This is a genomic window from Bacillus sp. D7-8 (assembly GCF_052055895.1).
GTDB lineage: Bacteria > Bacillota > Bacilli > Bacillales > Bacillaceae > Bacillus > Bacillus velezensis.
In genome coordinates, this window is sequence record NZ_CP179922.1 from 3,694,521 (window position 1) to 3,719,712 (window position 25,192).

Consider the following 25,192-nt stretch of genomic DNA (forward strand, 5'->3'; position numbering starts at 1 on the left):
ACAGGACAATCGCGTCCTGTTTTTTTTGAGCTAATTCAGCTCCTGTATATTCTGCTCCGCCGCGGCCGCAAATACTTTCGGCTCCGGACGGTCAAGATCTTCATGGAATAAACTTACTTTGTGAATCTGCCGGTTGTCGTACAGATGAAAGTAGTAGTTCCCGGTGTCACAGCACATGACCGACGTATACTGCGTATAATCAATTTCATTCTCCTCTGTGATCACCGCGCCTTTTGGAATATTCACATTGGACAGCACGTGAAAAGCGGCCGTAACGCCATCCGTTTCATGAGCGGCAGGCTCTAAATGCTCTTTCAGATAAGCGGCTCTGATGAATCGGGATGGCGGCGTGTAATCACCGGGAAGCCCGATCGTTCCAGATCCTTGGCCGAAAGCGGTTAATGTCATTCCGCCCAATGTTTTGCTTTCTGACTGCTGCGGCCTGATTCCGATATAATGGCGCAGATTGGTCACATGCCAAGGAAATTCCGGACTGTTGGTCATCACTCCGGGTTTGTTGTCATATACTTTCATTCCCTCCGGTGTCGGCTCGATGACAATGCAGCCGCCCGTGCGGTCTGATAAAATCCAATGAAGAGGCAGCACCGTATCCAATAACATTAACTTCTTCTCTACAATCGTCAGCATTGAGAGCTTTTCCTTTATGTCTTCAAGAGATTCACAGTTTGATAAGGCCCAGGTGACAAACTCATGAGGAGCGATGTGACAGGTGCCCTCCCGTTCCGCTTTCTCGTATCCCGCAAAGCCCGGAAAATACAGCGTCGCACACGACAGCCCTTTTTCATTTACGCCGTCGGCAAACAGAACATTGCCGAGATTTCTCCCCATGCCGATAAATGCGTATTTCGTCCTATGCATCCTGCCGTCAGCTTCGCTTTTCCAGCTGTACTGACGAGGGTAAAGCACGACGTCCGTCCCGAGCTGAAATGCAAAATCCATCGTTCGCGCCAATAGGTGATTACCGTCTGTCGTTTTCAATGTAAGACTTGTACACATATCATCAATCCCCTTTTCATTAATGAAATTTACACAAAGTAAACTATTCTTCCAGCTTAACGAATAATGGCTCCATTCGTCAAAAGATTGTCACATTTCTCCTTAATACATATTAGTCCGTAAGCATATCCATGCCTTTTAAACCCTGGCAAATCGTTTTGGCGGCAGTGTTTGTACCGTTTTTCAAAAAAACTTTTGAACGGCTGTCAGCGAGGCTTTACAATGTTTTTCCTGCATGCTGGAATTTGTAAACGGCAGGTCAATCTGTTAAGCTATGTCTTTATGTTAAAGAAGAACATACGGAGGAGATTATCTATTGAAAGTAGAAAGGCGAACGATTGAACATATTCCGCATGACGAAAGACACGGAAAGGCTAAAGATTTATTCCCCGTCTGGTTCGGGGCGAATATGCATATTACGACGTTAGTCACAGGCACACTGCCCGTTACAATGGGGCTCGATCTCTTTTGGAGTATCGCCGCCATTATTATCGGAACCTTTATCGGCGCAATCTTTATGGCGTCTCATTCCGCACAAGGACCTCAGCTCGGAATTCCGCAAATGATTCAAAGCCGCGCGCAATTCGGCGTGATCGGAGCGATTCTGCCCCTCTTTTTGGTCATGTTTATCTACCTGGGCTTCTTTGCGAGCAGTACGATTCTCGCAGCCGGTACACTGAGCAGCTTTGTACCGATTCCGGCTTCATGGTGTATTATCGGCTTAAGCGCCATCTGTTTTTTACTCACGATCTACGGTCATGATCTGATTCACAAAATGCAGAAAATCCTCTCTTGGACCTCCTTTGCCGTTTTTTTTGCTGCAACGATTCTTATTTTTCAACTGCCGATTCCTTCAGGAAGCTGGGTGCCCGGCTCATTAGATCTGCCTGTTTTTCTAGTGGCGGTCAGCGCGGTGGCCACATGGCAGCTGGCATACGCGCCATATGTCGCAGATTATTCCCGTTATCTGCCGGTCAAAACACCGGCATCGCATACCTTTTGGTACAGCTACGCAGGTACGTCAGTCAGTTCCATCTGGATGATGCTTCTCGGCGCCATTTTGACGACGGCGCTCCCGGAATTTACCTCTAATGCGGGAAATGAGATTGTCCGATTGTTCGGTCCGTTTTCCTTTATTATGCTGATCATCGTCCTGTTCGGGCAAATGGCGATCAACGTCTTTAATTTATACGGAGCCTTTATGTCAACGACGACTACCTTGGAGCCGTTTTTAAAACTGAAGGTGACGCCGAAAACGAGAGTGGTAATGATCCTTTGTGTGACGGCAGCAGGTACTGTATTAAGTCTCTTGGGCCAAAGCAATTTCATGGAACTGTTTTTAAATTTCATCTTTTTCATCAGTTATTTCTTAATTCCATGGACGGCGATCAACCTCGTGGATTACTATTTTATCCGCCGCGGAAAATACCACGTCAAATCGATGTTTGACGTCAACGGACAATACGGCAGGGTCAATTGGATTACAGCGGCCGCCTTCGTGTTGTCGATTATATTAGAAATCCCATTCATCAATACATCCTTTTACATCGGGCCGCTCGCTGAAATATTCGGCGGAGGCGACATTGCCTGGGTCATCGGCCTGGCCGTTCCGTCGCTGCTGTATTATGTCCTGATGAAATCAAGGGTAAAACAACAAGAGGCGCCTTCTCTATGAAGACGCCTTTTCTTTATTCATATTCCTTCCATACACGCGGCAGCAGTTCAGAAAGTTCGTGCGCCAATAAGGTATGGGCGGAGCGCTCTTTCGTCCATAACTCCGCACATTCACCGTGAAGGCGGACGGCGTTCAATACGGCATGCTTCGGGTCTTGATGACAGCACAGCATGCCGAGAATCATTCCCGTCAGCGTGTCGCCGGTCCCGCCTTTTGCAAGCGCGCCGTTTCCGGTTGTATTCCTGCGGCATTCCCCGTCGGGAAAAGCGATAATGGTTTCGTTTCCTTTCAGGACAATCGTGACGTGAAGCCGCTCCGCCCATTCCGCGGCATATCCCGCTCTGTTCTGCTGAATCTCTTGAATCGGAAGGCCTGTCATTCTGGAAAATTCGCCGGGATGAGGCGTCAAGATCACGGGGGCTTTCCTCTTTGGATAGGTTCTTTTCGTAATGGCGCCCGCGTCCAGTATGACGGGATAATCGGCAGAAAGCAGCTGATCAGCCGCCTGCTGCACTTCGTCTGTTTGGGGAAGGCCCGGCCCGAGGGCAGCGGCCCGGATGGTTTCCCCGGGCTGGCCCGCCGCGGCTTTTTTCCAGCCGTCACGCCAGTACGTCGCTTCCGGCAGCACCGGGACGATAAGCGGGATGACGCCTGCCGATGTACCGATGACGAGCTTGCCGACACCGCTTCTCATCGCGCCCAATCCGGCCAGAAGGGCAGCTCCCGGCATGTCTTCGCTGCCGGCCAGCAATAACGCCGTCCCGAACGTCCCCTTATGGCTGTCTGCCTCCCGCTTCGGCAGCGTATCTTTCACATCCTGTTCCGTCCAATCCATTATATTCATCTCTGTACCTCCTCTTCTGTCTCCTATTTATATTCCAAACAAGAAGAGATTTTAAACCGCACAAAAAAAACAGCCGCTCGTTTGCGGCTGTTTATGTTCTGATCGGAACATCAAGACGGTAAAGCTTCCGGTACCGTTCGTTTTCTGCAAGCAGCTCTTGATGAGTTCCTTCCATTTCTGCTTTTCCATTTTCTAAAAAGACGATTTTATCAGCTGTTTCCACACCCGCTAAATGGTGTGTAATCCAGAGGATCGTTTTCTCTTTAAAGACATCAAAAATCGTATCAAGCAATTCGCGTTCAGTGACCGCATCAAGGCCGACCGTCGGTTCATCAAGGATAATAACCGGCGTGTCTTGGAGCAGAATACGGGCAAGCGCGATCCGCTGCCGTTCCCCGCCTGAGAAACGAATCCCCGTCTCCTGCACGGACGTTTCATATCCGTCAGGCAGTGATTCAATATAATCATGCAACTTCACTTGCCGAGCCGCACGCTTAACATCTTCATCACTCGCCTTGCCGTTTCCGAGCCGGATATTGTTCATAATGCTCGTGTTAAAGAGATGAGGTTTCTGATTCAAAACGGCCACCGCTGAGGAAATCTGCTCCTGCACGGCCGCAGTTTCCAGCCCATTCAGCATCACTTTGCCCGAATCGGGAACTAAGGCACCTTCAATTAAAGCGAGAGAGGTCGACTTACCGGAGCCGCTCCTGCCGAGCAGCGCCATTTTTTCACCTTGGCGGAGAGTGAAGGAAAAACGGTCAAGCACATGACTGTGCTGATCATAAGAAAACGTCACGTTATCAAATGTAAGTGTCACATCCGATACATCCAGTTTCTCATCCGTCTGCTTCACCTCACGACTTCGCAGCTCCGGAGCCGCCTGACTCATTCTTTTGATGGAATCCTGATAAGAAGGCACTTCCGTCAGCGCATCCGAAAGGGGCAGAAACGCCTCCGTCAATGGAAATACGACAAGCACAAAGGCCGCAATCATCGTGTTGGCGATGCTGCCGTCCGCATACTGACCTGCCGTCCAGAACAGCATGATCAATATGAAGCCGCCGACAAGACATTGCGCGGCGAGATCACGCCATCTCGTAAACCGCTGACGTTTGCTTTCAAGGTCAAACCACGCCTTCTCTTTCTCTTCATAAGAGGAAATAAAGGCCGCCTGGCGTCCCGAGAACATCCAGTCGCTCACGCCGAGCACGGCATCTGTCAGCCGGCTGTAGAGCGTATTCCGGCCGCTTTTCAGCCTCATGTTTTTCGCTCTCGTCACAAGAAGCGACACAACCGGAAACATTACAACCAATATAAACAGGTAAATCGCCGCAAAAGCGGCAAACGGCCAGGAATAAAAGCCGAGTCCGATAACGGATGCCGCATACAGAAGCAAAGCGGAAACCGCAGGGAAAATCGTTTTTAAAAACGCATCCTGCAAATGCTCAATATCCTCAGCCAAAATGCCGAGCATGTCGCCCGTCCGAAAACGGGATGAAAGCATGAGCGAGGCCGGCTCCAGCATATTGTAAAGCCGCACCCTCATGTCGGACACGATTTTCAGAATGATATGGTGCCCCGTCAGACGCTCGGCGTACCGTGAGACTGAACGGGCAATCCCGAAGGTCCGCACGGCTACAATCGGAACGTACACCAGCAGGATATTCTCAGGCCTGGTCGCCGACTTAGAGATCAAAAAACCGGAAGTGAACATGAGAAAGGCCGCCGAAAAAATCGTCACCGCGCCTAAAAAAATCACAAGAACAAACAAACGGGCATTTTGCTTCATATACGGCAGAATCCATTCTTCTTTTCTCATGTTCTTTCCCCCAGTTGCGCCTTTACAAGTTTGGCGTATACGCCTTGTTTCGCCATCAATTCGTCGTGGGTGCCGATTTCCGCCACCGCGCCGTCATCAAGCACGATAATTTCGTCCATCTCAAGCATCCAGTGAAGACGGTGAGTGGCCAGAAAGACAAGTTTGTTTTCAAACAGGTCTTTCATCGTTTCTTTTATTTCATATTCTGTTTCAATATCAAGGTGAGCGGTCGGCTCATCCAAAAGGAGAATCGGCCGGTTTCCTAAAAAGGCTCTGGCCAGCGCGACACGCTGAGCCTGCCCTCCGCTGAGCGCCCGTCCGCCCTCGCCGATCCGGCCGTCAAGACCGCCGGGCAGATCACGGATCAGTCCGGAAAGACCCGCCGATCTAGCGGCCTGCGCCGTTTCCTCACGCGAAGCATCAGGATGATAAAACCGGATATTATTCAAAAGCGTGTCATCAAAAATGTACGGGTGCTGCGGAATATAAAGCAGCTGCTTCTGCCAGCCGTCCGACTGCAGATGTGAGCGGGATTCACCGTTTACCTTGATCTCACCGGACGCAGGCTCTAAAAAGCCGCCCAGCACATCAATGAGTGTCGATTTTCCCGCACCGCTTTCCCCGATAATCCCGATTTTCTTCTTCCCTTTGAAGGACAGATGAAATTCAGACATCGATTCTCGGACGGACAAACGCGTAAGCTGTAATTCATCCCCGTCAGTCCACGTATCAAGTTCGAGCGGCTTTTCTTCTTTAAAACCGGGCTGCGCCAAAATCGCTTGAATGGTTTTCCCCGCCTCCTGCCCGTTTAACGTCGCGTGGTAATCATTCCCCACTTCGCGGACCGGGAGAAAATATTCAGGCGCGAGAATGAGCGCGGTCAATGCCGGTCCGAGCAGAATTTGTCCGTCTATCAGCCGCAAGCCGAGAAACACCGCCACTGTCGCCACCGACAGCATCGTAAAGAAATCCAGGGCGAATGATGATAAAAACGCGACCCGGAGCGTGCTCATCGTCGCCTTGCGGTATCTCTCACTGACATGAAAGATATTTTTACTGTGTGATTTGCTTAATCCTAAAAACCGCAATGTCTCCAGTCCGCGGAGCGAATCCACGAAATGATTGGAAAGCGTCTGATAGGACTTCCATTGGCGATCGGCTTTTTTCTGTGCCACAAGTCCGAGCAGAATCATAAATACAATCAAAATCGGAAGCGCAAGAATCAGAATCAAAGCCGATGTTTTATCCTGAAAAAACACGTAAATAACAACGGCAGCCGGCACAATCGCCATGCTGACCATTTTCGGCAGAAACAGCTCTAAATAACGGCGGAACTGGCTGATGCCTTCCATCGCCAGCGTCACCATCCGGCCTGTCCCCTCTTTTTTCGCAAAGCGGGGGCCGAGACGGAACAATTGCTCAAGAAATCTTTTTCTTAAGTCTGCGCCGGTTTGCGCGGCATATTGGTACACGATTTTCTGCCGGACCGTTGTCACCGCATGCCGGACCAAAAACGCAAGCAGGAAAAAGCCGATAACCGGATAAAGAGAAGCAATCCGCTTCCCGTTAAATAATCCGGTTACCGCCTGGCTCAGCCATTCCGCCTGCAAGATGATGGCGGCCGTTTGTATAATCGTTAATCCCGTAATGATCGCAAGAATCCGCTTCATTCCTTTATAAAGAAACAGGTCTTTTCCCATTAATAAGTCATAGGCTCCTTATGGCTGACGCGTTTCCGGAAGACATAATAGCTCCAGATCTGACTGCCGATGACAAACGGCAGCAGAGTCAGTGCGACAATTGTCATGACCTTAAGTGAATAATCACCGGAAGACGCGTTAGCTACTGTTAAGTCATACGCGCTTTTCAGCGAGCTGACCATGACGCGCGGGAACAGAGAGATAAAAATCATCGCAACTGTCAAAGCAAGACCCGCGCCGGTCATACCGAATGCCCAGCCGTCTTTTTTCTTGCTCATGAACACAATGGCAAGAACGTTGCAGATGACAATCAGCACGAATACCGGAATCGTGATGTTTGCCCGGCGTGTAAACATATCCGTATCGTATGCAGACATCGCAAAGAAAGCAAGTACAACAAGAAAGATAACACCGATTACGCGTTTTGCCATTTTTCTCGCACGCTCTTGTAAATCACCGATCGTGCGCAGGGTGATAAACATTAAACCGTGCAGGAATGAAAGAAGGGTGACGGCCGCACCGCCAAGAACGGAATACACGTTCACAATATCTGAAAAACCTGCGTGAATGTTCATATGTCCGTCAATCGGCACACCGCGGAACAAGCTTGTGAAAATAAGTCCGAATACAAATGGCGGGATAAGGCTGCCGAAGAAAATCACCCAGTCCCATGTTTTGACCCATTTCAGATTATTCACTTGGCCGCGGAATTCAAATGCCACGCCGCGCCCCATCAAGGCAAGAAGAATGATGATAAACGGAATGTAATATCCGCTCAGCATCGTCGCATACCAGTTCGGGAATGCCGCGAAGATCGCTCCCGTACCTGTGATAAGCCACACCTCATTCGCATCCCAGAACGGGCCGATGGTGTTAACCAGCACTCTGCGTTCTAATTCATTATGGCCAAGAAATCGGGTCGAAATGCCGACACCGAAGTCAAAACCCTCTAAAAAGAAAAATCCGACAAACAAAACTGAAACGAGTATAAACCAAAGATCATGAAGTGACCCCATGGTAGACCTCCTGACTGAACGGATCCGTTGATACAGGAACATCCTTATGATCATCATGGTCCGCACCTTTTTTAATTTCACGAACGAATAGGAAAACAAGCAGCGCGCCTAAAATCAAGTACATGACGCCGAAGCTGATAATTGAAAACAGCAGAGATCCCGTCGTTACGTTAGGAGAAACGGATTGTGCGGTCGTCAATTGTCCCATGACCGTCCACGGCTGGCGTCCGATTTCAGTCATAATCCAACCGGCAGAGTTCGCAATGAATGGAAATGCAATCAGTGCGATCATGCCCCGTAAATACCACTTGCTCGTATGAAGTTTTTTGCGGCGGTTCAGAATAAAGCCGGCAATCGCGGCAAATATCATAAGCGCGCCCGCTCCCGCCATAATGCGGAAACTCCAGAACGTCGTTTTAACAGGCGGGATATAGTCGCCTTTTCCGTACGTTTTTTCGTATTCTTTTTGAAGTGTTTTCATCCCTTTCACACTGCCGCTGAACTTCTGGTAAGCCAAGTAGCTCAGTGCGTAAGGAATTGAAATTTCTGATGTGTTTTTTTCTTTATTCGTATCAATATTCGCAAAAGCCGTCCACGCGGCAGGATCACCGCTGTCATCCCAAAGCGCTTCACTGGCAGCCATTTTCATCGGCTGCGATTCCATTAAATGCTCAGCCTGCATATGTCCGCTGAACGCAACGCCGATACCGGCGATCAGACCGACAATCATCGAAAGCTTGAAAGATTTATGGAAGAAAGGCACTTCTTTTTTCTTCAATAATTTAAATGCGCTGACACCGGCGATAAAGAAAGCACCCGTCGCAAGCGCCCCGAAAATGACGTGAGGAAATTCAACCCAAAGCTGAGGGTTTGTCAAAAGCGCCCCGAAATCATTCATTTCCGCGCGGCCGTTTTTAATCGCAAAGCCGACCGGCTCCTGCATGAATGAGTTTGCCGTCAAAATCCAGAAAGATGACATAATCGTTCCGAAGGACACAAGCCAAATGCAAAGCAAATGCACTTTTTTAGATAAACGGTCCCAGCCGAAAATCCATAATCCGATAAAAATAGACTCCATAAAAAACGCCAAAAGCGCTTCAACCGCAAGCGGAGCTCCAAATACGTCTCCGACAAAACGGGAATAATCAGACCAGTTCAATCCGAACTGGAATTCCTGAAGAATCCCTGTGACGACGCCGACAGCGAAGTTAATTAAAAAGAGATGCCCCCAAAATTTAGCCATTTTGAGATAGGTCTCTTGTTTTTTGACAACATAAAGCGTCTCCATCAAAGCAACCATAAACACAAGCCCGATAGACAAAGGCACAAACAAGAAGTGAAACAATGTTGTAGATGCAAATTGAATGCGGGCTAATACCAACTCACTCATGATGTTTTTCCTCCAATCTGGTAAATTGCTCAACATTTCACAAACACAGCGAAATCATTGCTCGGTATTTCACAAAAAATGATATATTTGCTCAATGTTTCACAAATTCGTCAAAACTATTGAAATATCAGCCTGTACACCCTGGGGGACAGCGGCTGTCATAGAAATGATTCAATATCATTACTTTACAACGATTCAGCCTAAAAAAAAAGATCAATATACCTAAAATAAGGCTGAAATTGTGACCGATTATTGTCGGATTTGTAGAGATTTTATGTCAGCACCTAGGATATTTGTCCCTTTGATATCGTACCTCTTTTTTATTCGTGTGGCGAACAAAATGCTTTTCTCGATGAAAAAGCCCGCCAAATCGCCATTTTGAGAAAGAAAATGTGAAGAAAGCATGTCCTCTAGTAAATTCATAATATATGAACAATTTAAATTTTTTAGTATACTTTAAATGGGGATATTTTTTCACTACATAACGACTGGGGGAACAAGCATGGGAGAACTTCAACCAAAATTGCAAACGGATTCAATCCAAAAACAGGAACGGACTGATAACTGGTTTGCCAGAGCAATGAATATAAGAATCGGCATTATTCCTCTTCCTATCTATATCCTGCTTTTCTTGCTTATTACGGTGTTTGTCATGAGCCGTGATGTAAAAAGCGACATTCTGACATCAATTGCCGTCATGAGTTTTTTCGGATTTACCTTCGGCCAGATCGGAAAATCCATTCCGATCGTGCGGTCCATCGGCGGCCCTGCGATTCTCGCAACCTTTATTCCATCCGCTGTCGTCTACTACCACCTGCTTCCGAAAGACATTATTACTTCAACAACAGAATTCACGGAAAGCTCCAACTTTCTCTATCTATTTATTGCCGGTATCGTCGTCGGCAGTATTCTCGGGATGAAAAGAGAGACGCTCGTCAAAGCTTTCGTCAAGATTTTTATTCCGCTGATCGCCGGCTCGATCGCGGCCGCCATCGTCGGCTTATGCGTCGGGACGCTGCTCGGGCTCGGCTTTCAGCACACACTGCTTTATATTGTCGTTCCGATTATGGCGGGGGGTGTCGGTGAAGGCGCGATTCCTTTATCCATCGGCTACTCCGATATTATGCCGATGTCCCAGGGAGACGCCTTTGCGCTTGTGCTGCCGTCCATCATGCTCGGCAGCCTGTGCGCCATTATGTTATCGGGTTTGCTGAATGTCATCGGGAAACGCAAACCGGAATGGACGGGCAACGGGAAGGTTGATAAGTCTGATCATTCCGCTCCCGCATTGGAACAGCCGGCCAATGATAAAACGTTTGATTTGTCCTTTTTCGCTTCGGGCGGTATTTTAGCGGTTTCCCTCTATTTGGTCGGCATGCTGGCGCATGATTTCTTTCAGCTTCCGGCTCCTGTCGTGATGCTCGTCCTTGCCGTTCTCATTAAGCTGTTCAGGCTGGCGCCGGCTTCAATTGAAAACGGAGCCTTCGGCGTCTCGCGCTTTTTCTCGACAGCCGTGACCTATCCGCTCTTATTTGCGATCGGCGTTTCAATGACACCGTGGGACAAGCTGATTGCGGCGTTTACGATCAGCAACATCATTACCATTTTATCAATCGTCGTCACGATGATGGCCGTCGGTTTTCTGACCGGAAAATGGCTGAATCTGTACCCGATTGAGACGGCGATTATTAATGCCTGCCATTCCGGCCAGGGCGGCACCGGCGACGTCGCGATCTTGAGCGCCGCTGAACGGCTTGAGCTTATGCCGTTCGCCCAAGTGTCGACCAGAATCGGCGGAGCGATTACCGTGAGTGTCACCCTTCTGCTGCTTCATCAATTCTATTAAACTGAAAAAAGCCTCCGCATATGCGGAGGCTCTGTTATTTCATCACATTTTGAATATAAGAGCCGAATGCCGCGCCGGACATGCCCGGCGACACACGGACGCGGTGAAGCCCGTAAAGCCCCTGATCTCTTGACGCCGCTCCCGGCTCCGTCGTAACCGCCATACGGTAGCCTGACGCGGCTGCGGCTTTTAATGTTTCCTTATTATATCGTCCGACAGGGTAGCTGATCATAGACGTCCGCTGCCCGAACATTTGATCAAATAAACGCTTAGAGTCCTTCATTTCACGTCGCTGCTGCTGCGGTGTGAGCCCATTCAATTCGAGATGGTTCATCGTATGGCTCTGAATGGAAATGCCGTGGGCGGCCATCTCCTTCATCTGCTTCTCAGTCAGATGATTCTTATGCCCGATATAGTTTCCGATCATAAAGATTGTCGCTTTCATCTTGTATTTCTTTAAAATGGGATAGGCCGCTTTCACATTGTCGGTATAGCCGTCATCAAATGTGATCAGAACACATTTTTCACGCGGCTCCTTATCCTCCGTCAGCATCAGATAGGCCTCTTCAGGAGTCATCGTATAATAGCCGTGATCATGAAGCCACTTCATATGCTGCCGGAATTCTTCCTTCGGCACACGCAGGCTGTTTCCCTCAGAAATGCTGTGGTACATCAGAATCGGCAGTCTTGCCGTTCCTTTCGTTTGAACCCAGGCGGACGTATCCGGCTCTTTTTTGATTTGGCGCTTTACAGACTTTTTATCGTGGTGCGCTTCTGCCTTCGGAATGCTTTGTTCGGCGCTTGCCTCATGGCCCGAGCAGGCGGCAAGCGTAAACACGGCAGCCAAAAGGCACATGCACATGATCATGCGTTTCATCGTTTTCCTGCTTTCTGTCTTCTATTTACTTTTTATATCGGTTATGCGTCATAAATTGTTACATCAAAAAAGCCGGACATCCAGCTGTCCGGCTTTGCGTTATGAGCGGATTCTGATTTCTGTTTCACTGTCAAAAAAGTGAGCTTTATTCATGTCGAAAGCGACGGTCAATTCCTCACCGGCACGAATGTCATGGCGGGCGTCAATCCGGGCGATAAAATCCTGATCCCCGATCCGGGAATAAACCATAATTTCTGACCCGAGCAATTCCGCGACATTGATTTTAGCTGTGATGGATGAATTCTTATAGGATTCTACCACAATCAGCTCATCATGTATGTCTTCCGGGCGGATGCCAAAGATAACATCTTTGCCGGCATACCCTTTTTCCCGGAGCATTTTCATTTTCCCTTCCGGCACGCTGAGAGCGGCTGAACCGATCTGAATGGCGCCGTCCGTCAGCTTTCCTTTGAAAAAGTTCATCGCTGGGGAGCCGATAAACCCGCCGACAAATACGTTTTCGGGATGTTCATACACGTCTTTCGGCGTGCCGATCTGCTGAATTTTTCCGTCCTTCATGACGACGATGCGTGTCGCCATCGTCAGTGCTTCTGTTTGGTCGTGCGTCACATAGATTGTGGTTGTTTGCAGCCTTTGATGCAGCTTAATAATTTCTGCCCGCATCTGCACCCGAAGCTTTGCGTCCAGATTTGACAGCGGCTCATCCATTAGAAACACTTTGGCGTCCCTGACAATCGCCCGGCCTAATGCAACCCGCTGCCGCTGCCCGCCGGAGAGCGCCTTCGGTTTGCGGTGCAGATACTCTGTGAGCCCCAGCATTTTCGCCGCTTCTTCGACCCGTTTTTTTATCTCAGGTTTCGGCATCTTCCTCAGCTTCAGACCGAAAGCGATATTATCATAGACCGTCATGTGCGGATATAACGCATAGTTTTGAAACACCATGGCGATATCCCTGTCTTTAGGAGCGATGTCATTCACTCTCGTGTCACCGATATAGAAATCGCCCCTCGTAATGTCTTCCAGCCCGGCAACCATCCGCAATGTTGTCGACTTGCCGCACCCCGACGGACCGACAAACACAATAAACTCTTTATCTTTAATATGAAGGTTAAAATCATCGACAGCCGCTTCTTTTTGATCGTAATACTTATAAATATGCTCCAGCCGAAGTTCCGCCATGTCATCTCTCCCTTTTTTGTAAACGCTTTCTTCAATAGGATTGTAACAGCGTCAGACGGCGGCGGATATAGGCAATGTTCATAAAAAAAGTCCGCTGCCTTCGTGCACATTTCCCATTTAATGTGATTTTTCATACTGCAGACAAATGAAATAAGCCAGCAGGGCGCCCCGATATGTCTTAATATCAATACCCGAGCGTTCCGCAAATTTATCAATCCGATATTGAAGACTGTTGCGGTGCAAATGCAGTCTTTTCGATGTGAGCGACATGTTCGAGTTATGTTCAATAAAAGTCTGAATCGTATGCTTCAGCTCCGGTTCTTTCTGAAACAGCAGCACCGCTTCTTCATGAAGCAAGGCTGAGAGCTTTTCTCTGCTTTCTTCCGTGAGCATGGCCGGAAATACCGTTTCCGCGGTCAGCGTGCTCAGCTGCGGGAGATAACGCCGGCCAATCTGACAATATTGCTGTTCTCTCCGATAATGAAGGCGCAGACGTTCTCCCGCGCCATAATACCTTCCGATGAAAAAACGGACACTGAAATAAAAATCGCCTTCGAGAATCTTCACAAAAGATGCGATGTCATCCGAATCTGGCGCTTCCAGCTTTTCTTCCTCCACAATCACGCCTTGATCCCTTCCCGTCCGGACAACTGTATATGAAACCGGCCAGAAATGGCGCAGCGCTTCTGTAAATGCCCCCCAGTCCCGTTCTCCCAATAAGTCATAATGGATAAAACGGACACGCAGCTCCTTGACATCAGGCACCGGGCCTTCTTCCAGCAGAAACCGCCGCCACCTCTTTGCTGCCGCCGTCTCCGGAAAAAAATCGCCTTTTTCTTCAGCGGGCGTCAAAAGTGATTCCAGAAGCAGTTTCTCCTTCGGGGTGATATCCTCCTTCGGAATGGCGACATAGACCCGCCTTTTCTCATCATAAAAGCAAAAGACATCCTCCGCCGTACAGCACGTATCAGACAACACAGCCCTCGGGTAAATTGCCAATAACGGGTTCATATGCGCTCCTCTCTATCGCTCTATCATATTGTCAGTATAAAACGTCCGGCCGATTGTATCCACTTCGTTTTAAGAAACAGCTTTCAGGCTATTTCCCGGGAAACGGATCATAACAGCTTCTGCCGGCATAAGAAAAAAACCCTCCGCGCCGGCAGAGGGATCCTTTTTATTTAGAGATATCGACGAAGCCTTCACCAAAGACGTCACGCACATCATGAACAATGACAAACGCTTTTGTATCACAGCTTTTAATAATTTTTTTGAGCATGGAAAGCTCTTGTTTCTGGATGACGATATATAAAATTTCCTTCGACTGCCCCGTGTAATTTCCTTTACCCGACAGCAGCGTAACCCCTCTGTCCATAAGCGTATTGACCTGTTCGGCGATTTCGTGCTTATGCTCAGATATAATCGTCACCGCTTTTTTCGTATTCAGGCCTTCAATGATAAAGTCCATCACCTTCGTTCCGATGTACAGCATGACAATGGTAAACATCATTTTTTCTGCACCGATGATGAAATAAGAACTGAAGACGACAATCAGATCAAAGAACAAAAGCGCATAGCTGATATTCCAATCGAGATATTTGTTCGCAATCCTCGCCAAAATGGCAGAACCCGCAGTCGTGCCTCCGACTCGAATAATGATCCCGATTCCGACACCGGCAAACACACCCGCAAAAATAGTATTAATAATGAGTTCATGTGAAGGCGAGTGCCAATCATGCGTCAGATGCAGAAACAGTGAGTTGGCGACAACGGTAATGATCGTATAAAGCGTTGTTTTTCCGTCTAAGAATTTATATCCGATAATCAATAAGATCCCGTTCAAAATGATATTCGTCACCCCGGGCGACCATTCAAACACATAGTACAAGATCAGGGTGATTCCCGTTACCCCGCCCTCTCCAAGATCATTCGGAATGGCGAATAAATTAACGGCCAAAGCAAAGATAAAAGCCCCAATAATCAGCATCAGCACATCCAGCAATCTCTTTTTCATCCCAGACACTCCCTTTATTTAAAATCAAAAAAGCCCGGGAGAGCACTCTTCATTAAAAGAGCAGAAACTCCCGGGCTTTTATCCCAACGTGTCACAGCAGGAACCTGCTGTGTGTTTTCTCTCGGTCCAGACCAATTCAGCATTGCGGAACCCTAGAAAACCACTGTTTTTTATGTTCAGTTTTTGTATATCTTTCAAGATTATACGGGAAATCACGAACATGTTCAACCACTCTTTTTTCCATAAACGTATAAAAAATATGAACGATCTGCCGATACTAAAAAAGGTCCTTAAAATACATGACTAAAAAATCATTAAAATACTTTTTTTCTCAAAATATTATTGACTATAGGTTATTTTACAGGCATTATAGTATGTAGTTTTCAAGAAATAGTTTACATAGGAGGAAATATTATGGCAGGCAACCTGGTGTCTTGTAAGGCATGCGGCAAAGAAATCGCTAAAGGCGTTAAAAAATGCCCAAACTGCGGTAAAGATCAGAGAAACTTTTTTATGAGACATAAAATTATCACATTGCTTCTGGCAGTAGTGGTTATTATCATTCTCGTAAACATCGGCGGCGGAGGCGGATCTTCATCATCTAAAACCGCGTCTTCAAAAGCTGCGGAATCCAAGGAAAAACTGTATAACATCGGTGACACTGTTAAGACTGAGAAAACTGAAGTTACTGTTACGAAAGTGGAAAAAAGAGATTCAGTAGGCTCTCAATTTGTCGAGAAAAAAGCATCTGACGGCGGCGTTATCGTAGCTGTTCAATACACAGTTAAAAATGTTTCAAACAAGCCGTTAAGCTCTTTCTCCATTCCAAGAGCGAAATTAGTAGATTCTAAAGGAACATCCTATGATTCAGATATTGATGCTTCTTCAAGCTATGCAACAGAAACAAAAGTAGACAACAGTAAAATTTTAAGTGACTTGAACCCGAACATTAAAGTTACTGACGTAAAAGCTTTTGAAGTTGATAAAAACGCATACTCTAAAGGCACTTGGAAATTAAAGTTCAGCAACGATGTTGAAGTGAAAATTAAATAATGACCGTAATAAAAGAGACCTTCACCATTTGAAGGTCTCTTTCTTTTTACACCTTTTGGTACCCGTTCACATTGGAGGACTGCCACTTCCAAGAGTCGGCGCACATTTCTTCAAGCCCGCGCTTTGCTTCCCAGCCTAATTCAGCCTTTGCTTTTGCCGGGTCTGCGAAGCATGCGGCGATGTCTCCCGGGCGCCGGGCGGCAAAACGGTACGGCACTTCTTTTCCCGATACTTTTTCAAACGCCTTGACCATCTCAAGAACGCTGTAGCCTCTTCCCGTGCCGAGATTATAGGCGTCGGCGCCCGTTGTGTCCAGCACCTTTTCAAGCGCTCTGACGTGGCCCTCGGCAAGGTCAACGACATGGATGTAATCCCGCACGCCGGTGCCGTCCTTTGTCGGATAATCATTGCCAAACACCTGCAATTGCTCAAGCTTGCCGACAGCGACTTGTGCGATGTACGGCATTAAATTATTCGGGATGCCGTTCGGGTCTTCTCCGATCCGCCCGCTCGGGTGCGCGCCGAACGGATTAAAGTAGCGGAGCAGGGCAATGCTCCATTCAGAGTCCGCTTTATGCAGATCGCGTAAAATCTGTTCCAGCATCAGCTTTGTCTGCCCGTAAGGATTGGTCGCGCTTAATGGAAAATCCTCAGTGATCGGCGTTGTTTCCGGAACGCCGTAAACCGTCGCTGAAGAACTGAAGACGATTTTTTTCACGCCGTGTGCCTGCATGGCTTCACATAAAATAAACGTTCCCGTCAGATTATTATGATAATAACGGAGCGGAACAGCCACAGACTCACCGACAGCTTTTAATCCCGCAAAATGAATGACGGCTTCAATCTCATTTTCAGCAAACACCCGGTGAACGGCGTCACGGTCAAGGAGATCCGCTTCATAAAACACAAGCCCTTTTCCGGTAATGTCTTTCACACGCTCCAATGCTTCCGGTGAACTATTTGACAGATTATCCAAAACCACGATGTCATAGCCGCCGTTTAACAGCTCGACACATGTGTGGCTTCCGATATAACCCGCTCCGCCTGTCACTAAAATCGCCATGAAGAAAGCCTCCCCTATTGAATGAATTGACCATATTATATCGGTTTTTTCTTCCTCAATCATCCATTTCCAAAAAGTTTAATCGTTTAGTCATCGTTTCTTCATAATTTGTTTTCATTCGCGTAAAACACAGAGCCCTCGATTCAAAACGGTTGCGAAATAGAAATCCCTCCCCCGCGCATGGTAAGATAAGACAAAGGAGATGACGGTATGAAAAATGAAATCATTGAACGCTTTACCTCTTATGTAAAAGTCGATACACAGTCTGACGAAAACAATGAAAACTGCCCTTCAACCCCCGGCCAGCTGACATTGGCCAACATGCTGGCAGATGAATTAAAGTCGATCGGCATGACAGACATCACAGTCGATGACAATGGGTACGTCATGGCGACTCTGCCGGCGAATACGGATAAAGACGTGCCGACTGTCGGTTTTCTGGCTCACGTGGACACCGCGACCGATTTTACCGGAAAAAATGTGAATCCTCAGATTATTGAGAGCTACGACGGACATGATATCGTTCTGAATGACAAACTCAATGTCGTCCTGTCGCCTGAGCAATTCCCGGAGCTCTCCCGCTATAAAGGCCAGACGCTGATCACAACAGACGGCACGACGCTGCTCGGAGCCGACAACAAAGCGGGCATTGCTGAAATCATGACAGCAATGGCGTACTTGATCAAACATCCGGACATCAAACACGGAACGATCCGGGTCGCGTTCACGCCAGATGAAGAAATCGGCAGAGGCCCTCACAAATTCGATGTCGGCCGCTTCAACGCCGCATTCGCCTACACGATAGACGGAGGCCCCCTCGGCGAACTGCAATATGAAAGCTTTAACGCAGCAGCCGCAAAGCTTACTTGTTACGGAAAAAGCGTCCACCCGGGAACGGCGAAAAACAAAATGGTCAACGCTTCAAAAATCGCGATGGAATTTCATCACGCGCTGCCGAAAGAAGAAGCGCCGGAATATACGGAAGGGTATGAAGGCTTCTATCATCTACTTTCCATGAACGGAGACGTTTCTGAAGCCGCCCTGTCGTACATCATCAGAGACTTTGACAGAGACCGCTTTGCAGAACGAAAAGAATATATGCAGAAAACCGCCGATGCGCTGGCGGCCAAATACGGCAACGAAAGCATCAAGCTTGAACTGCGTGATCAATATTACAACATGAGAGAAAAAATCGAACCGGTCAAAGAGATAGTCGATGTCGCCTATCAAGCCATGAAAAACCTCGACATCGACCCGATTATCGAACCGATTCGGGGCGGAACCGACGGATCACAGCTCTCTTACATGGGGCTGCCGACACCGAACATTTTCACGGGCGGCCAAAACTTCCACGGAAAATATGAATACATTTCCGTCGATCATATGGAAAAGGCGGTAAACGTCATTGTTGAAATCGCCAGGCTCTTTGAAGAGCGCGCTTAAAAACCAAAGCCCCCTGCTTTGGTTTTTTTCTTTCACATGAAACCTTTCCTTCTTTCTTTCCGTATATAAGGTATGAATTGGAAAGAAGGAGTGAAGACTATGGCAAGAGGGACTGTAGCGAAAGAATTGAAAAAAACCTTAAAAGACCCGCGTATTCTGGAGACGAAATCAAACCCTTTTAAAAAACTGCGGAAAATGTTCAAACGATTTTTTTAAGATAACATCTCGTTTTCTTTAAAAAAATAAAGAAAGCGCTGTCATCCCGCAGTCATCTGTTAGAAGCAGTTATTTTGCATATGATAAGGTTTTTTAGGGTACTGAATAACACAAGGCAAACGAAAACACTGAAGTAGTTAATTAGACACTTACAAAAAATAGTGAAAAAGTTATATAAACGATCATCATTCATCAGCCGATACAATCTATAGAACCACAACAAGAGCAAAACTTCTTCAACCCATAGTCATTTTTACGGAAAATGACGTTATTTTTTAAAAAAGTGACAATTGTTTGAATACTTTTCGTTTGTTTTTTCGTACAATAATAATACCAAAACTTTTTTTGGGAGGTATGTAAAATGATGCTACTTATTTTTGCTGCTTTGACAGGGTATCTTGTTTTCTCTTTCAGTAAGGACAACCGCCGGAAAACGCCAAAGACAAGCCCGCTGGTGACAGCTGCCGACACGAATAACATCATTGATTTAAATGCGATCCGTCAAAAACGCCGGATGCCGCTATCATAAAAACGACAGCTGCCGCAAAATCGGCAGCCTTTTTTTTATGTACCCGGCCGATATGAAACCAACCGCCTCCTTTTTTCGTACAACATAAAAAAGGAGTTTTTTTATGTACCATTTTTACATCAAAGAGCGAATGTTTACGTTTAAGAATCGTTTTCAAGTGTTTCTTGAAAGCGGAAAAGAAGTCTACAATGTTGAAGGAAAGCTGTTTTCATTCGGTGATGAACTGAAGCTGACTGATTTGGACGGCCGCACGCTCGCCAGCGTCAACCAGAAACTGATGTCGCTCGTTCCCCGTTACGAGATTTCCGTCAGCGGCAAACCCGTCTGCCAAGTCATCAAGAAAGTCACGTTTTTCAAACCGAAATTTGAAATTTCCGGACTCGGCTGGGATCTTACCGGCGATGTGTGGGGCCGGAATTTTCAAGTGACAGACGGAAAATCAAACCGGATGACCGTCACCAAATCATGGATGAGCTGGGGCGATTCCTATCATTTGCAGATTGAAAAGGAAGAGGATATCGTTCTTTGTCTCGCGATCGCCATTGTGATAGATATGATTCTATTTGAGGGTGATAAATAAAAATATTTATCGAAATATATTGACAATATAAGATAATATACTAAGATTAAGAGTATTACAGTTTATTCTGAAAAATAGCATATTTCCTTATCAAGAGAGGTGGAGGGACTGGCCCTATGATACCCGGCAACCGCTGTTCAGCAGAATGGTGCTAAATCCTGAAGATAAGGTTGAGATTTGCGGACGCAAGCTCTTCCCTATCCGAGGGAAGAGTTTTTTTATATTTCATCAGGAAAGAAGGAATCGTTCATGTCACAGCAAAACACAGAACAACCATTGCATACGCTTCTAAGAAAAAACCCGCCGTTTCGCGCGGATCAGGTCGGAAGTCTGCTGCGGCCGGCGGCTGTGAAGCAAGCCCGCCTGCAAAGAGCGGCGGGTGAGATTTCGGCAGAACAGCTGCGCGAAATCGAAAACAAAGAAATCATCCGCAGTGTGAAAAAGCAGAAAGAAACCGGCCTCAATGTCGTGACTGACGGCGAATTCCGCCGTGCCTGGTGGCATTTTGATTTTCTCGAAAATTTAGACGGCGTCGAAGCGTTTACGCCTGAAAGCGGCATTCAGTTTCACAACGTACAGACGAAAGCGCGCGGCATTAAAGTAACGGGAGATATTGATTTTTCTCAGCATCCGATGCTCGAAGATTATAAATTCCTGCACAGCATTGCCGGCGATGCTGTTCCGAAAATGACCATCCCAAGTCCGAATATGCTGTTTTTCCGCGGAAAATTGGAAAAAGCGGCTTACCAGAATGATTACAAACAATTTCAGCACGATGTGTCAAAAGCGTATAAAAAAGCGATTCAAGCTTTCTATGACGCCGGGTGCCGCTACCTTCAGCTCGATGACACCGCATGGGCCGTTTTCTTATCAGAAGCGGGGCTTCGTCAGATTGAAGCTTTCGGCACGACGCCGGATGAGCTGCGCAAGCTGTTTGCCGCTTCCATTAATGACGCCATCAAGGATCGCCCTGACGATCTGAAGGTTACGATGCATATCTGCCGCGGCAACTTCCAATCCACTTGGACGGCTGAAGGCGGCTATGATGCAGCGGCTGAAACGATTTTTGACGGGCTTGACCTTGACGGATTGTTCCTGGAATATGATGATTCCCGCTCCGGCGGCTTTGAACCGCTCCGTTATGTCAAACGCTCTGATCTTCAGCTTGTGCTTGGCTTGATTACGTCGAAACATGGCGAACTTGAAGACAAGGACGCGATTAAACGCCGCATTGAAGAGGCTTCACAATATGTCAGTCTGGATCAGCTTTGCCTCAGCCCGCAATGCGGATTCGCCTCCACTGAGGAAGGAAACCTGATCACAGAAGAACAGCAATGGGCGAAACTGCGCCATGTCGTCAACATTGCCGGTGAAGTCTGGAAATAAAAAAAAGACACGCGATTAGCGTGTCTTTTCCGTTTTACAGCGGATCGGTTCCGATTAAAATATCGATATCTATCGTGACAGCAGCCTCTTTCTGGCTGATAAACCGCTGGATGCTGTCATCAGTACATTTCCATGTTAAGGGCGTCATTTTCACAAGCCGCTCGAGGTCAGGCTGCGCTAAGGTCTTCGTGTAACACAGCCGTTTGCGCTCAAAGGTTTGAAAGCCCGCTTGGAATCGTCCCGCCGCAGAATCGGCGGTGTCATTCCGCCGAGGGCTGTCTCCGAAGAAGAATTCCCTTACTTCCTTCAAATAATCACGCCGCGGCACCGCTTTAATGACTGTGCCGCCCTTTCGTAAAAGTCTGCTGCATTCCTTGTAATTCCAAGGTGATAAAACAGACATCACGACATCAAAACAGCTGTCGGCAAACGGCGCATCCGCCACATCAGCGACGGCAAAAACCATATGATCCCCGAAGGCCTTTGCGGCATGCAGCACACCTTCTTTCGAGAGATCAATGCCGATTCCCGTCACGGAAAAAGCGGGCTGAAGCCATTTGCATATGGCGGCTAAATGAGACCCTTCTCCGCACCCCGCATCCAATACCGCCGCTGATGTTTGCGGAGATTGAATATGGGTGATGATGGCGGCGATCTCCTTTTGAACCGGCCCAAAAAATTCCCGGCTGTCAAAAAGCTCGCGTCTCGCTTCGAACAGCTGTCTGTCATAGCGGGTTTTGACCGATTTATTGAGGAAATTCACATATCCTTGTTTTGATATATCAAATGTATGCCCCTGTCCGCAAATCAAGCTTCGGTATTGTGAGACCGCCATGGCCGACCGGCATAGCGGACACCTGAACACGGACTGGCATGATTGCAGTAATTCCGCGCGTTTTCTTTTTATAGACGTCAAAAAAACACCTCATTCATTCGTTATTCCGATGAAATGAAAAAGGCATAGACAAATAAACCTCGCCAAATTGGAAGGTTTAACCTATTCATCTATACCTCTCATTATCTGTAACGAATGAACTGGATGATCACGAAAATGACCCCTTTTCTGCCGTCTTTTGAAGGCTGTGCCCTCAGATCCATTTTATCAGCTGGATCCCGTCTTTACAATGAATCGGAACGGTTTTCAGGTTTTTTATACCTTTATTATCCAATTACTTATGCACATCCTTTATTTTCTTTATTTATAATATAAATTTATTATTTTGAAAATATCTAAAAAGGTTGATTTTCAAAAATTGAAACGATAAAATACTGCTATCTCATGTAATATCGTTATTCTTGTATATGATCAGTAATATGGTCTGATTGTTTCTACCTAGTGCCGTAAAAGACTAGACTACAAGAAAGTTTGCATAAATTTGAACGAGTGAAAAGCATATGATGCTGTCAGTCTATTCTTTTCTTTTGGCTCTTATTTATCACACTTTCTGGCTTTCAGGAATTTGTGACGAATAAGAGTTTTTTTTATTTCCATAATACCCTTATAGGAGTTGCTCACATGTACTTTTTATTGAACATTGTCGGTCTCATTGTTGTCATGGCTGTTGTTTTCTTATGCTCTCCCAACAAGAAGAAGATTAAATGGCGTCCGATTGTCATGCTCCTCGTCTTTGAGTTTCTGATTACTTGGTTTATGTTAGGGACAAAAATCGGCGGCTTTGTCATCGGGAAGATCGGCGCGTTCTTTACATGGCTGATTTCCTGCGCCAGTCAAGGGATTGCGTTCGCTTTTCCGTCTGTCATGGCCAATCCGACGGTTGATTTTTTCTTCAGCGCATTGCTGCCGATTATCTTCGTCGTGACCTTCTTTGATATGCTGTCGTATTTCGGTATTCTGCCGTGGCTCATTGATAAAATCGGCTGGCTGATTTCTAAAATATCCCGTCTGCCGAAGCTGGAGAGCTTTTTCTCCATCCAGATGATGTTTTTAGGAAATACGGAAGCTTTAGCCGTCATCCGCCAGCAGCTTGCCGCCGTCAGCAACAATCGGCTTTTGACATTCGGGCTGATGAGCATGAGCAGCATCAGCGGCTCGATCATCGGATCATACTTGACGATGGTTCCGTCCACTTATGTGTTTACAGCCATCCCGCTGAATTGCTTAAACGCGCTTTTAATCGCCAATATGCTGAATCCCGTGGACGTTTCTAAAGAGGATGATATTATTTACGTGCCTTCAAAAGCGGAGAAAAAAGACTTCTTCTCCACGATTTCTAACAGTATGCTTGTCGGCATGAACATGGTCATTGTCATTTTAGCGATGGTGATCGGCTATGTGGCGTTAACGGCCGCGTTAAACGGCGTACTCGGACTGTTCATGCACGGGTTGACCATTCAAAAGATTTTCTCATACATCTTCAGTCCGTTTGCCTTCCTCCTCGGATTAGGCGTACATGACGCGATGTATGTCGCACAGCTGATGGGCATCAAGCTCGCGACGAATGAATTTGTGGCAATGGCCGATCTGAAAGGGCAGCTGAATTCACTTCCGCCGCACACGATTGCCGTGGCTACGACATTCCTGACATCATTCGCAAACTTCAGCACCATCGGTATGATCTACGGATCTTATCAATCTCTGCTTGATGGTGAAAAATCAGCCATCATCGGAAAAAACGTCTGGAAGCTGCTTGTCAGCGGAATTGCCGTTTCCTTATTGAGCGCGGCGATTGTCGGATTGTTTGTCTGGTAAAAGAAAAAAAGCGATACCGCTCCGTTTTGGAGTGATATCGCTTTTTTTTATTGATAGACGGATGCAGGTACGAAAACGTCCCGGATTCCTGCCGCGTACGGCCCGAGATCATATTGTCCGAACACAACGGCAATGCCGTTTTTCGTAAAGAAGAAAGGTCTTTCGTTATTCAGGATGATCTCTTGTTTTTTGACGTCCTGATCGAACAGATCGTCATGTTTCTTGATGTAGCCGTAAAGATAGTCTCTCGTCTTGTTAGCTTTCGTTTTTGTATTCAGCACATTATCGAGTGTGACCCGTTTTTTTGCGGCCAGGTCGTAATTAAAGGTCTGAACGGATGTCAGCCCGTGTGCGCCGCCTGTGTAACTGTAGTCTTCCGTCTGAATGCTGAGCTTGCCGTCTTGATTATACTTCACCTTGAAATCTGTTTGGTATTCCGCTTTGTAGCCTTGTTTCTCACCGTCTTTTTTGTTTTTCACATATTCTTGGTACGATTGTTCAATATAGCGTTTGAAGTCCTGATTGATTTTCTTTTCAAAAGATGCGTTTCCCGTATTTGTGACCTCGGGGTACGTCAGCTGTTTTACATGCTTATACGTATGGCTTTTGACAACGGGCTTTGCGGTTTGCGCGGCCTCGGCTGAAGGCGCGAAACCTCCGAACGGCGCGGCTGTCAGCACGGTTAAGAGCACGGCTGCCATCATTTTGAATGCCTTTTTCATCACAACTCCTCCTTTTCATTACCGTTCCCTTTTTGAAAACGGGTTACACTCTATAGACAGCGCGGATCAGCAAATTGTTTCTGGGCCTT

Annotated in this window: 21 protein-coding genes and 3 riboswitches; of the genes, 8 read left to right on the forward strand and 13 right to left on the reverse strand. The window is 47.1% G+C overall.

All coding sequences use genetic code 11. The annotated features are described in order from the left end of the window. Positions 1-30: 30 nt before the first annotated feature. Positions 31-1,017 carry a choloylglycine hydrolase family protein gene (locus tag ACKTRM_RS18300; RefSeq protein ID WP_012118778.1) on the reverse strand — a complete coding sequence of 329 codons (987 nt, stop codon included), beginning with the start codon at positions 1,015-1,017 and terminating at the stop codon, positions 31-33. Positions 1,018-1,333: 316 nt separating this feature from the next. Between ACKTRM_RS18300 and ACKTRM_RS18305 the strand changes: the two genes are divergently transcribed. Then, the gene (locus ACKTRM_RS18305; RefSeq protein WP_012118779.1) at positions 1,334-2,692 is read left to right on the forward strand and encodes a purine-cytosine permease family protein; all 1,359 of its coding nucleotides are present in this window, start codon (positions 1,334-1,336) and stop codon (positions 2,690-2,692) included. 13 nt (positions 2,693-2,705) lie between these two features. Here the strand turns inward: ACKTRM_RS18305 and ACKTRM_RS18310 are convergent, their stop codons facing one another. The 5 genes from ACKTRM_RS18310 to ACKTRM_RS18330 form a co-directional block, all read right to left on the reverse strand. Beyond that, positions 2,706-3,536, reverse strand: coding sequence for an NAD(P)H-hydrate dehydratase (locus ACKTRM_RS18310; RefSeq protein ID WP_012118780.1), 831 nt, complete (start codon positions 3,534-3,536; stop codon positions 2,706-2,708). Between the two features lie 91 nt (positions 3,537-3,627). Beyond that, complete coding sequence (cydC, locus tag ACKTRM_RS18315; RefSeq protein WP_012118781.1) at positions 3,628-5,358, reverse strand: thiol reductant ABC exporter subunit CydC; 1,731 nt, start codon at positions 5,356-5,358, stop codon at positions 3,628-3,630. Next, positions 5,355-7,058, reverse strand: a complete 1,704-nt coding sequence (gene cydD / locus ACKTRM_RS18320; RefSeq protein WP_012118782.1) for a thiol reductant ABC exporter subunit CydD — start codon at positions 7,056-7,058, stop codon at positions 5,355-5,357. The genes cydC and cydD overlap by 4 nt, the downstream gene beginning before the upstream one ends. Continuing rightward, positions 7,058-8,074 carry a cytochrome d ubiquinol oxidase subunit II gene (gene cydB / locus ACKTRM_RS18325; RefSeq protein ID WP_012118783.1) on the reverse strand — a complete coding sequence of 339 codons (1,017 nt, stop codon included), beginning with the start codon at positions 8,072-8,074 and terminating at the stop codon, positions 7,058-7,060. The genes cydD and cydB overlap by 1 nt, the downstream gene beginning before the upstream one ends. Then, positions 8,058-9,464, reverse strand: a complete 1,407-nt coding sequence (locus tag ACKTRM_RS18330) for a cytochrome ubiquinol oxidase subunit I (RefSeq protein ID WP_007614697.1) — start codon at positions 9,462-9,464, stop codon at positions 8,058-8,060. The genes cydB and ACKTRM_RS18330 overlap by 17 nt, the downstream gene beginning before the upstream one ends. 502 nt (positions 9,465-9,966) lie before the next feature. Between ACKTRM_RS18330 and ACKTRM_RS18335 the strand changes: the two genes are divergently transcribed. Further along, a complete protein-coding gene (locus ACKTRM_RS18335) occupies positions 9,967-11,310 on the forward strand; it encodes a 2-hydroxycarboxylate transporter family protein (RefSeq protein WP_012118784.1) in 1,344 nt (447 codons plus the stop codon). A gap of 34 nt (positions 11,311-11,344) precedes the next feature. Here the strand turns inward: ACKTRM_RS18335 and ACKTRM_RS18340 are convergent, their stop codons facing one another. The 4 genes from ACKTRM_RS18340 to ACKTRM_RS18355 form a co-directional block, all read right to left on the reverse strand. Continuing rightward, entirely contained in the window at positions 11,345-12,187 is an 843-nt protein-coding gene (locus ACKTRM_RS18340) for a polysaccharide deacetylase family protein (protein WP_012118785.1), read from the reverse strand. A gap of 99 nt (positions 12,188-12,286) precedes the next feature. Continuing rightward, positions 12,287-13,387 carry an ABC transporter ATP-binding protein gene (locus ACKTRM_RS18345; RefSeq protein ID WP_012118786.1) on the reverse strand — a complete coding sequence of 367 codons (1,101 nt, stop codon included), beginning with the start codon at positions 13,385-13,387 and terminating at the stop codon, positions 12,287-12,289. 117 nt (positions 13,388-13,504) lie between these two features. Next, the gene (locus ACKTRM_RS18350; RefSeq protein WP_012118787.1) at positions 13,505-14,398 is read right to left on the reverse strand and encodes a PucR family transcriptional regulator; all 894 of its coding nucleotides are present in this window, start codon (positions 14,396-14,398) and stop codon (positions 13,505-13,507) included. A gap of 166 nt (positions 14,399-14,564) precedes the next feature. Continuing rightward, positions 14,565-15,401: a YitT family protein gene (locus ACKTRM_RS18355; RefSeq protein ID WP_003150818.1), complete on the reverse strand. Its 837-nt coding sequence runs from the start codon at positions 15,399-15,401 to the stop codon at positions 14,565-14,567. Between the two features lie 65 nt (positions 15,402-15,466). Further along, positions 15,467-15,568: riboswitch (guanidine-I (ykkC/yxkD leader) on the reverse strand. A gap of 346 nt (positions 15,569-15,914) precedes the next feature. Between ACKTRM_RS18355 and ACKTRM_RS18360 the strand changes: the two genes are divergently transcribed. Then, positions 15,915-16,454: a DUF4352 domain-containing protein gene (locus ACKTRM_RS18360; RefSeq protein WP_119834765.1), complete on the forward strand. Its 540-nt coding sequence runs from the start codon at positions 15,915-15,917 to the stop codon at positions 16,452-16,454. Between the two features lie 46 nt (positions 16,455-16,500). Here the strand turns inward: ACKTRM_RS18360 and galE are convergent, their stop codons facing one another. Next, positions 16,501-17,517 carry a UDP-glucose 4-epimerase GalE gene (galE, locus tag ACKTRM_RS18365; protein ID WP_012118788.1) on the reverse strand — a complete coding sequence of 339 codons (1,017 nt, stop codon included), beginning with the start codon at positions 17,515-17,517 and terminating at the stop codon, positions 16,501-16,503. A 210-nt stretch (positions 17,518-17,727) separates the two neighbouring features. Here galE and pepT point away from each other — a divergent pair, with 210 nt between their 5' ends. The 4 genes from pepT (at position 17,728) to ACKTRM_RS18385 (ending at position 21,671) form a co-directional block, all read left to right on the forward strand. Further along, positions 17,728-18,960: a peptidase T gene (gene pepT / locus ACKTRM_RS18370; protein ID WP_012118789.1), complete on the forward strand. Its 1,233-nt coding sequence runs from the start codon at positions 17,728-17,730 to the stop codon at positions 18,958-18,960. A gap of 577 nt (positions 18,961-19,537) precedes the next feature. Continuing rightward, on the forward strand, positions 19,538-19,705 hold the full coding sequence (locus ACKTRM_RS18375; protein WP_003150808.1) for a hypothetical protein: 168 nt from the start codon (positions 19,538-19,540) through the stop codon (positions 19,703-19,705). Between the two features lie 103 nt (positions 19,706-19,808). Beyond that, complete coding sequence (locus ACKTRM_RS18380) at positions 19,809-20,285, forward strand: LURP-one-related/scramblase family protein (RefSeq protein ID WP_012118790.1); 477 nt, start codon at positions 19,809-19,811, stop codon at positions 20,283-20,285. An 84-nt stretch (positions 20,286-20,369) separates the two neighbouring features. Next, positions 20,370-20,456: riboswitch (SAM riboswitch) on the forward strand. Positions 20,457-20,534: 78 nt separating this feature from the next. After that, positions 20,535-21,671 (forward strand): 5-methyltetrahydropteroyltriglutamate--homocysteine S-methyltransferase, encoded by a 1,137-nt coding sequence (locus tag ACKTRM_RS18385; RefSeq protein ID WP_012118791.1) that lies wholly within the window; start codon positions 20,535-20,537, stop codon positions 21,669-21,671. Positions 21,672-21,705: 34 nt separating this feature from the next. Here ACKTRM_RS18385 and ACKTRM_RS18390 read toward each other — a convergent pair whose 3' ends face one another. Then, positions 21,706-22,587, reverse strand: coding sequence for a methyltransferase domain-containing protein (locus ACKTRM_RS18390; protein ID WP_012118792.1), 882 nt, complete (start codon positions 22,585-22,587; stop codon positions 21,706-21,708). A 360-nt stretch (positions 22,588-22,947) separates the two neighbouring features. After that, positions 22,948-23,048: riboswitch (purine riboswitch) on the forward strand. 139 nt (positions 23,049-23,187) lie between these two features. On the opposite strand from ACKTRM_RS18390, the gene ACKTRM_RS18395 reads away from it, so the two are divergent. Further along, complete coding sequence (locus ACKTRM_RS18395) at positions 23,188-24,381, forward strand: NupC/NupG family nucleoside CNT transporter (protein WP_012118793.1); 1,194 nt, start codon at positions 23,188-23,190, stop codon at positions 24,379-24,381. A 47-nt stretch (positions 24,382-24,428) separates the two neighbouring features. On the opposite strand, the gene ACKTRM_RS18400 is transcribed toward ACKTRM_RS18395, so the two are convergent. After that, positions 24,429-25,103 (reverse strand): DUF3298 and DUF4163 domain-containing protein, encoded by a 675-nt coding sequence (locus ACKTRM_RS18400; RefSeq protein ID WP_012118794.1) that lies wholly within the window; start codon positions 25,101-25,103, stop codon positions 24,429-24,431. Positions 25,104-25,192: the final 89 nt, after the last annotated feature.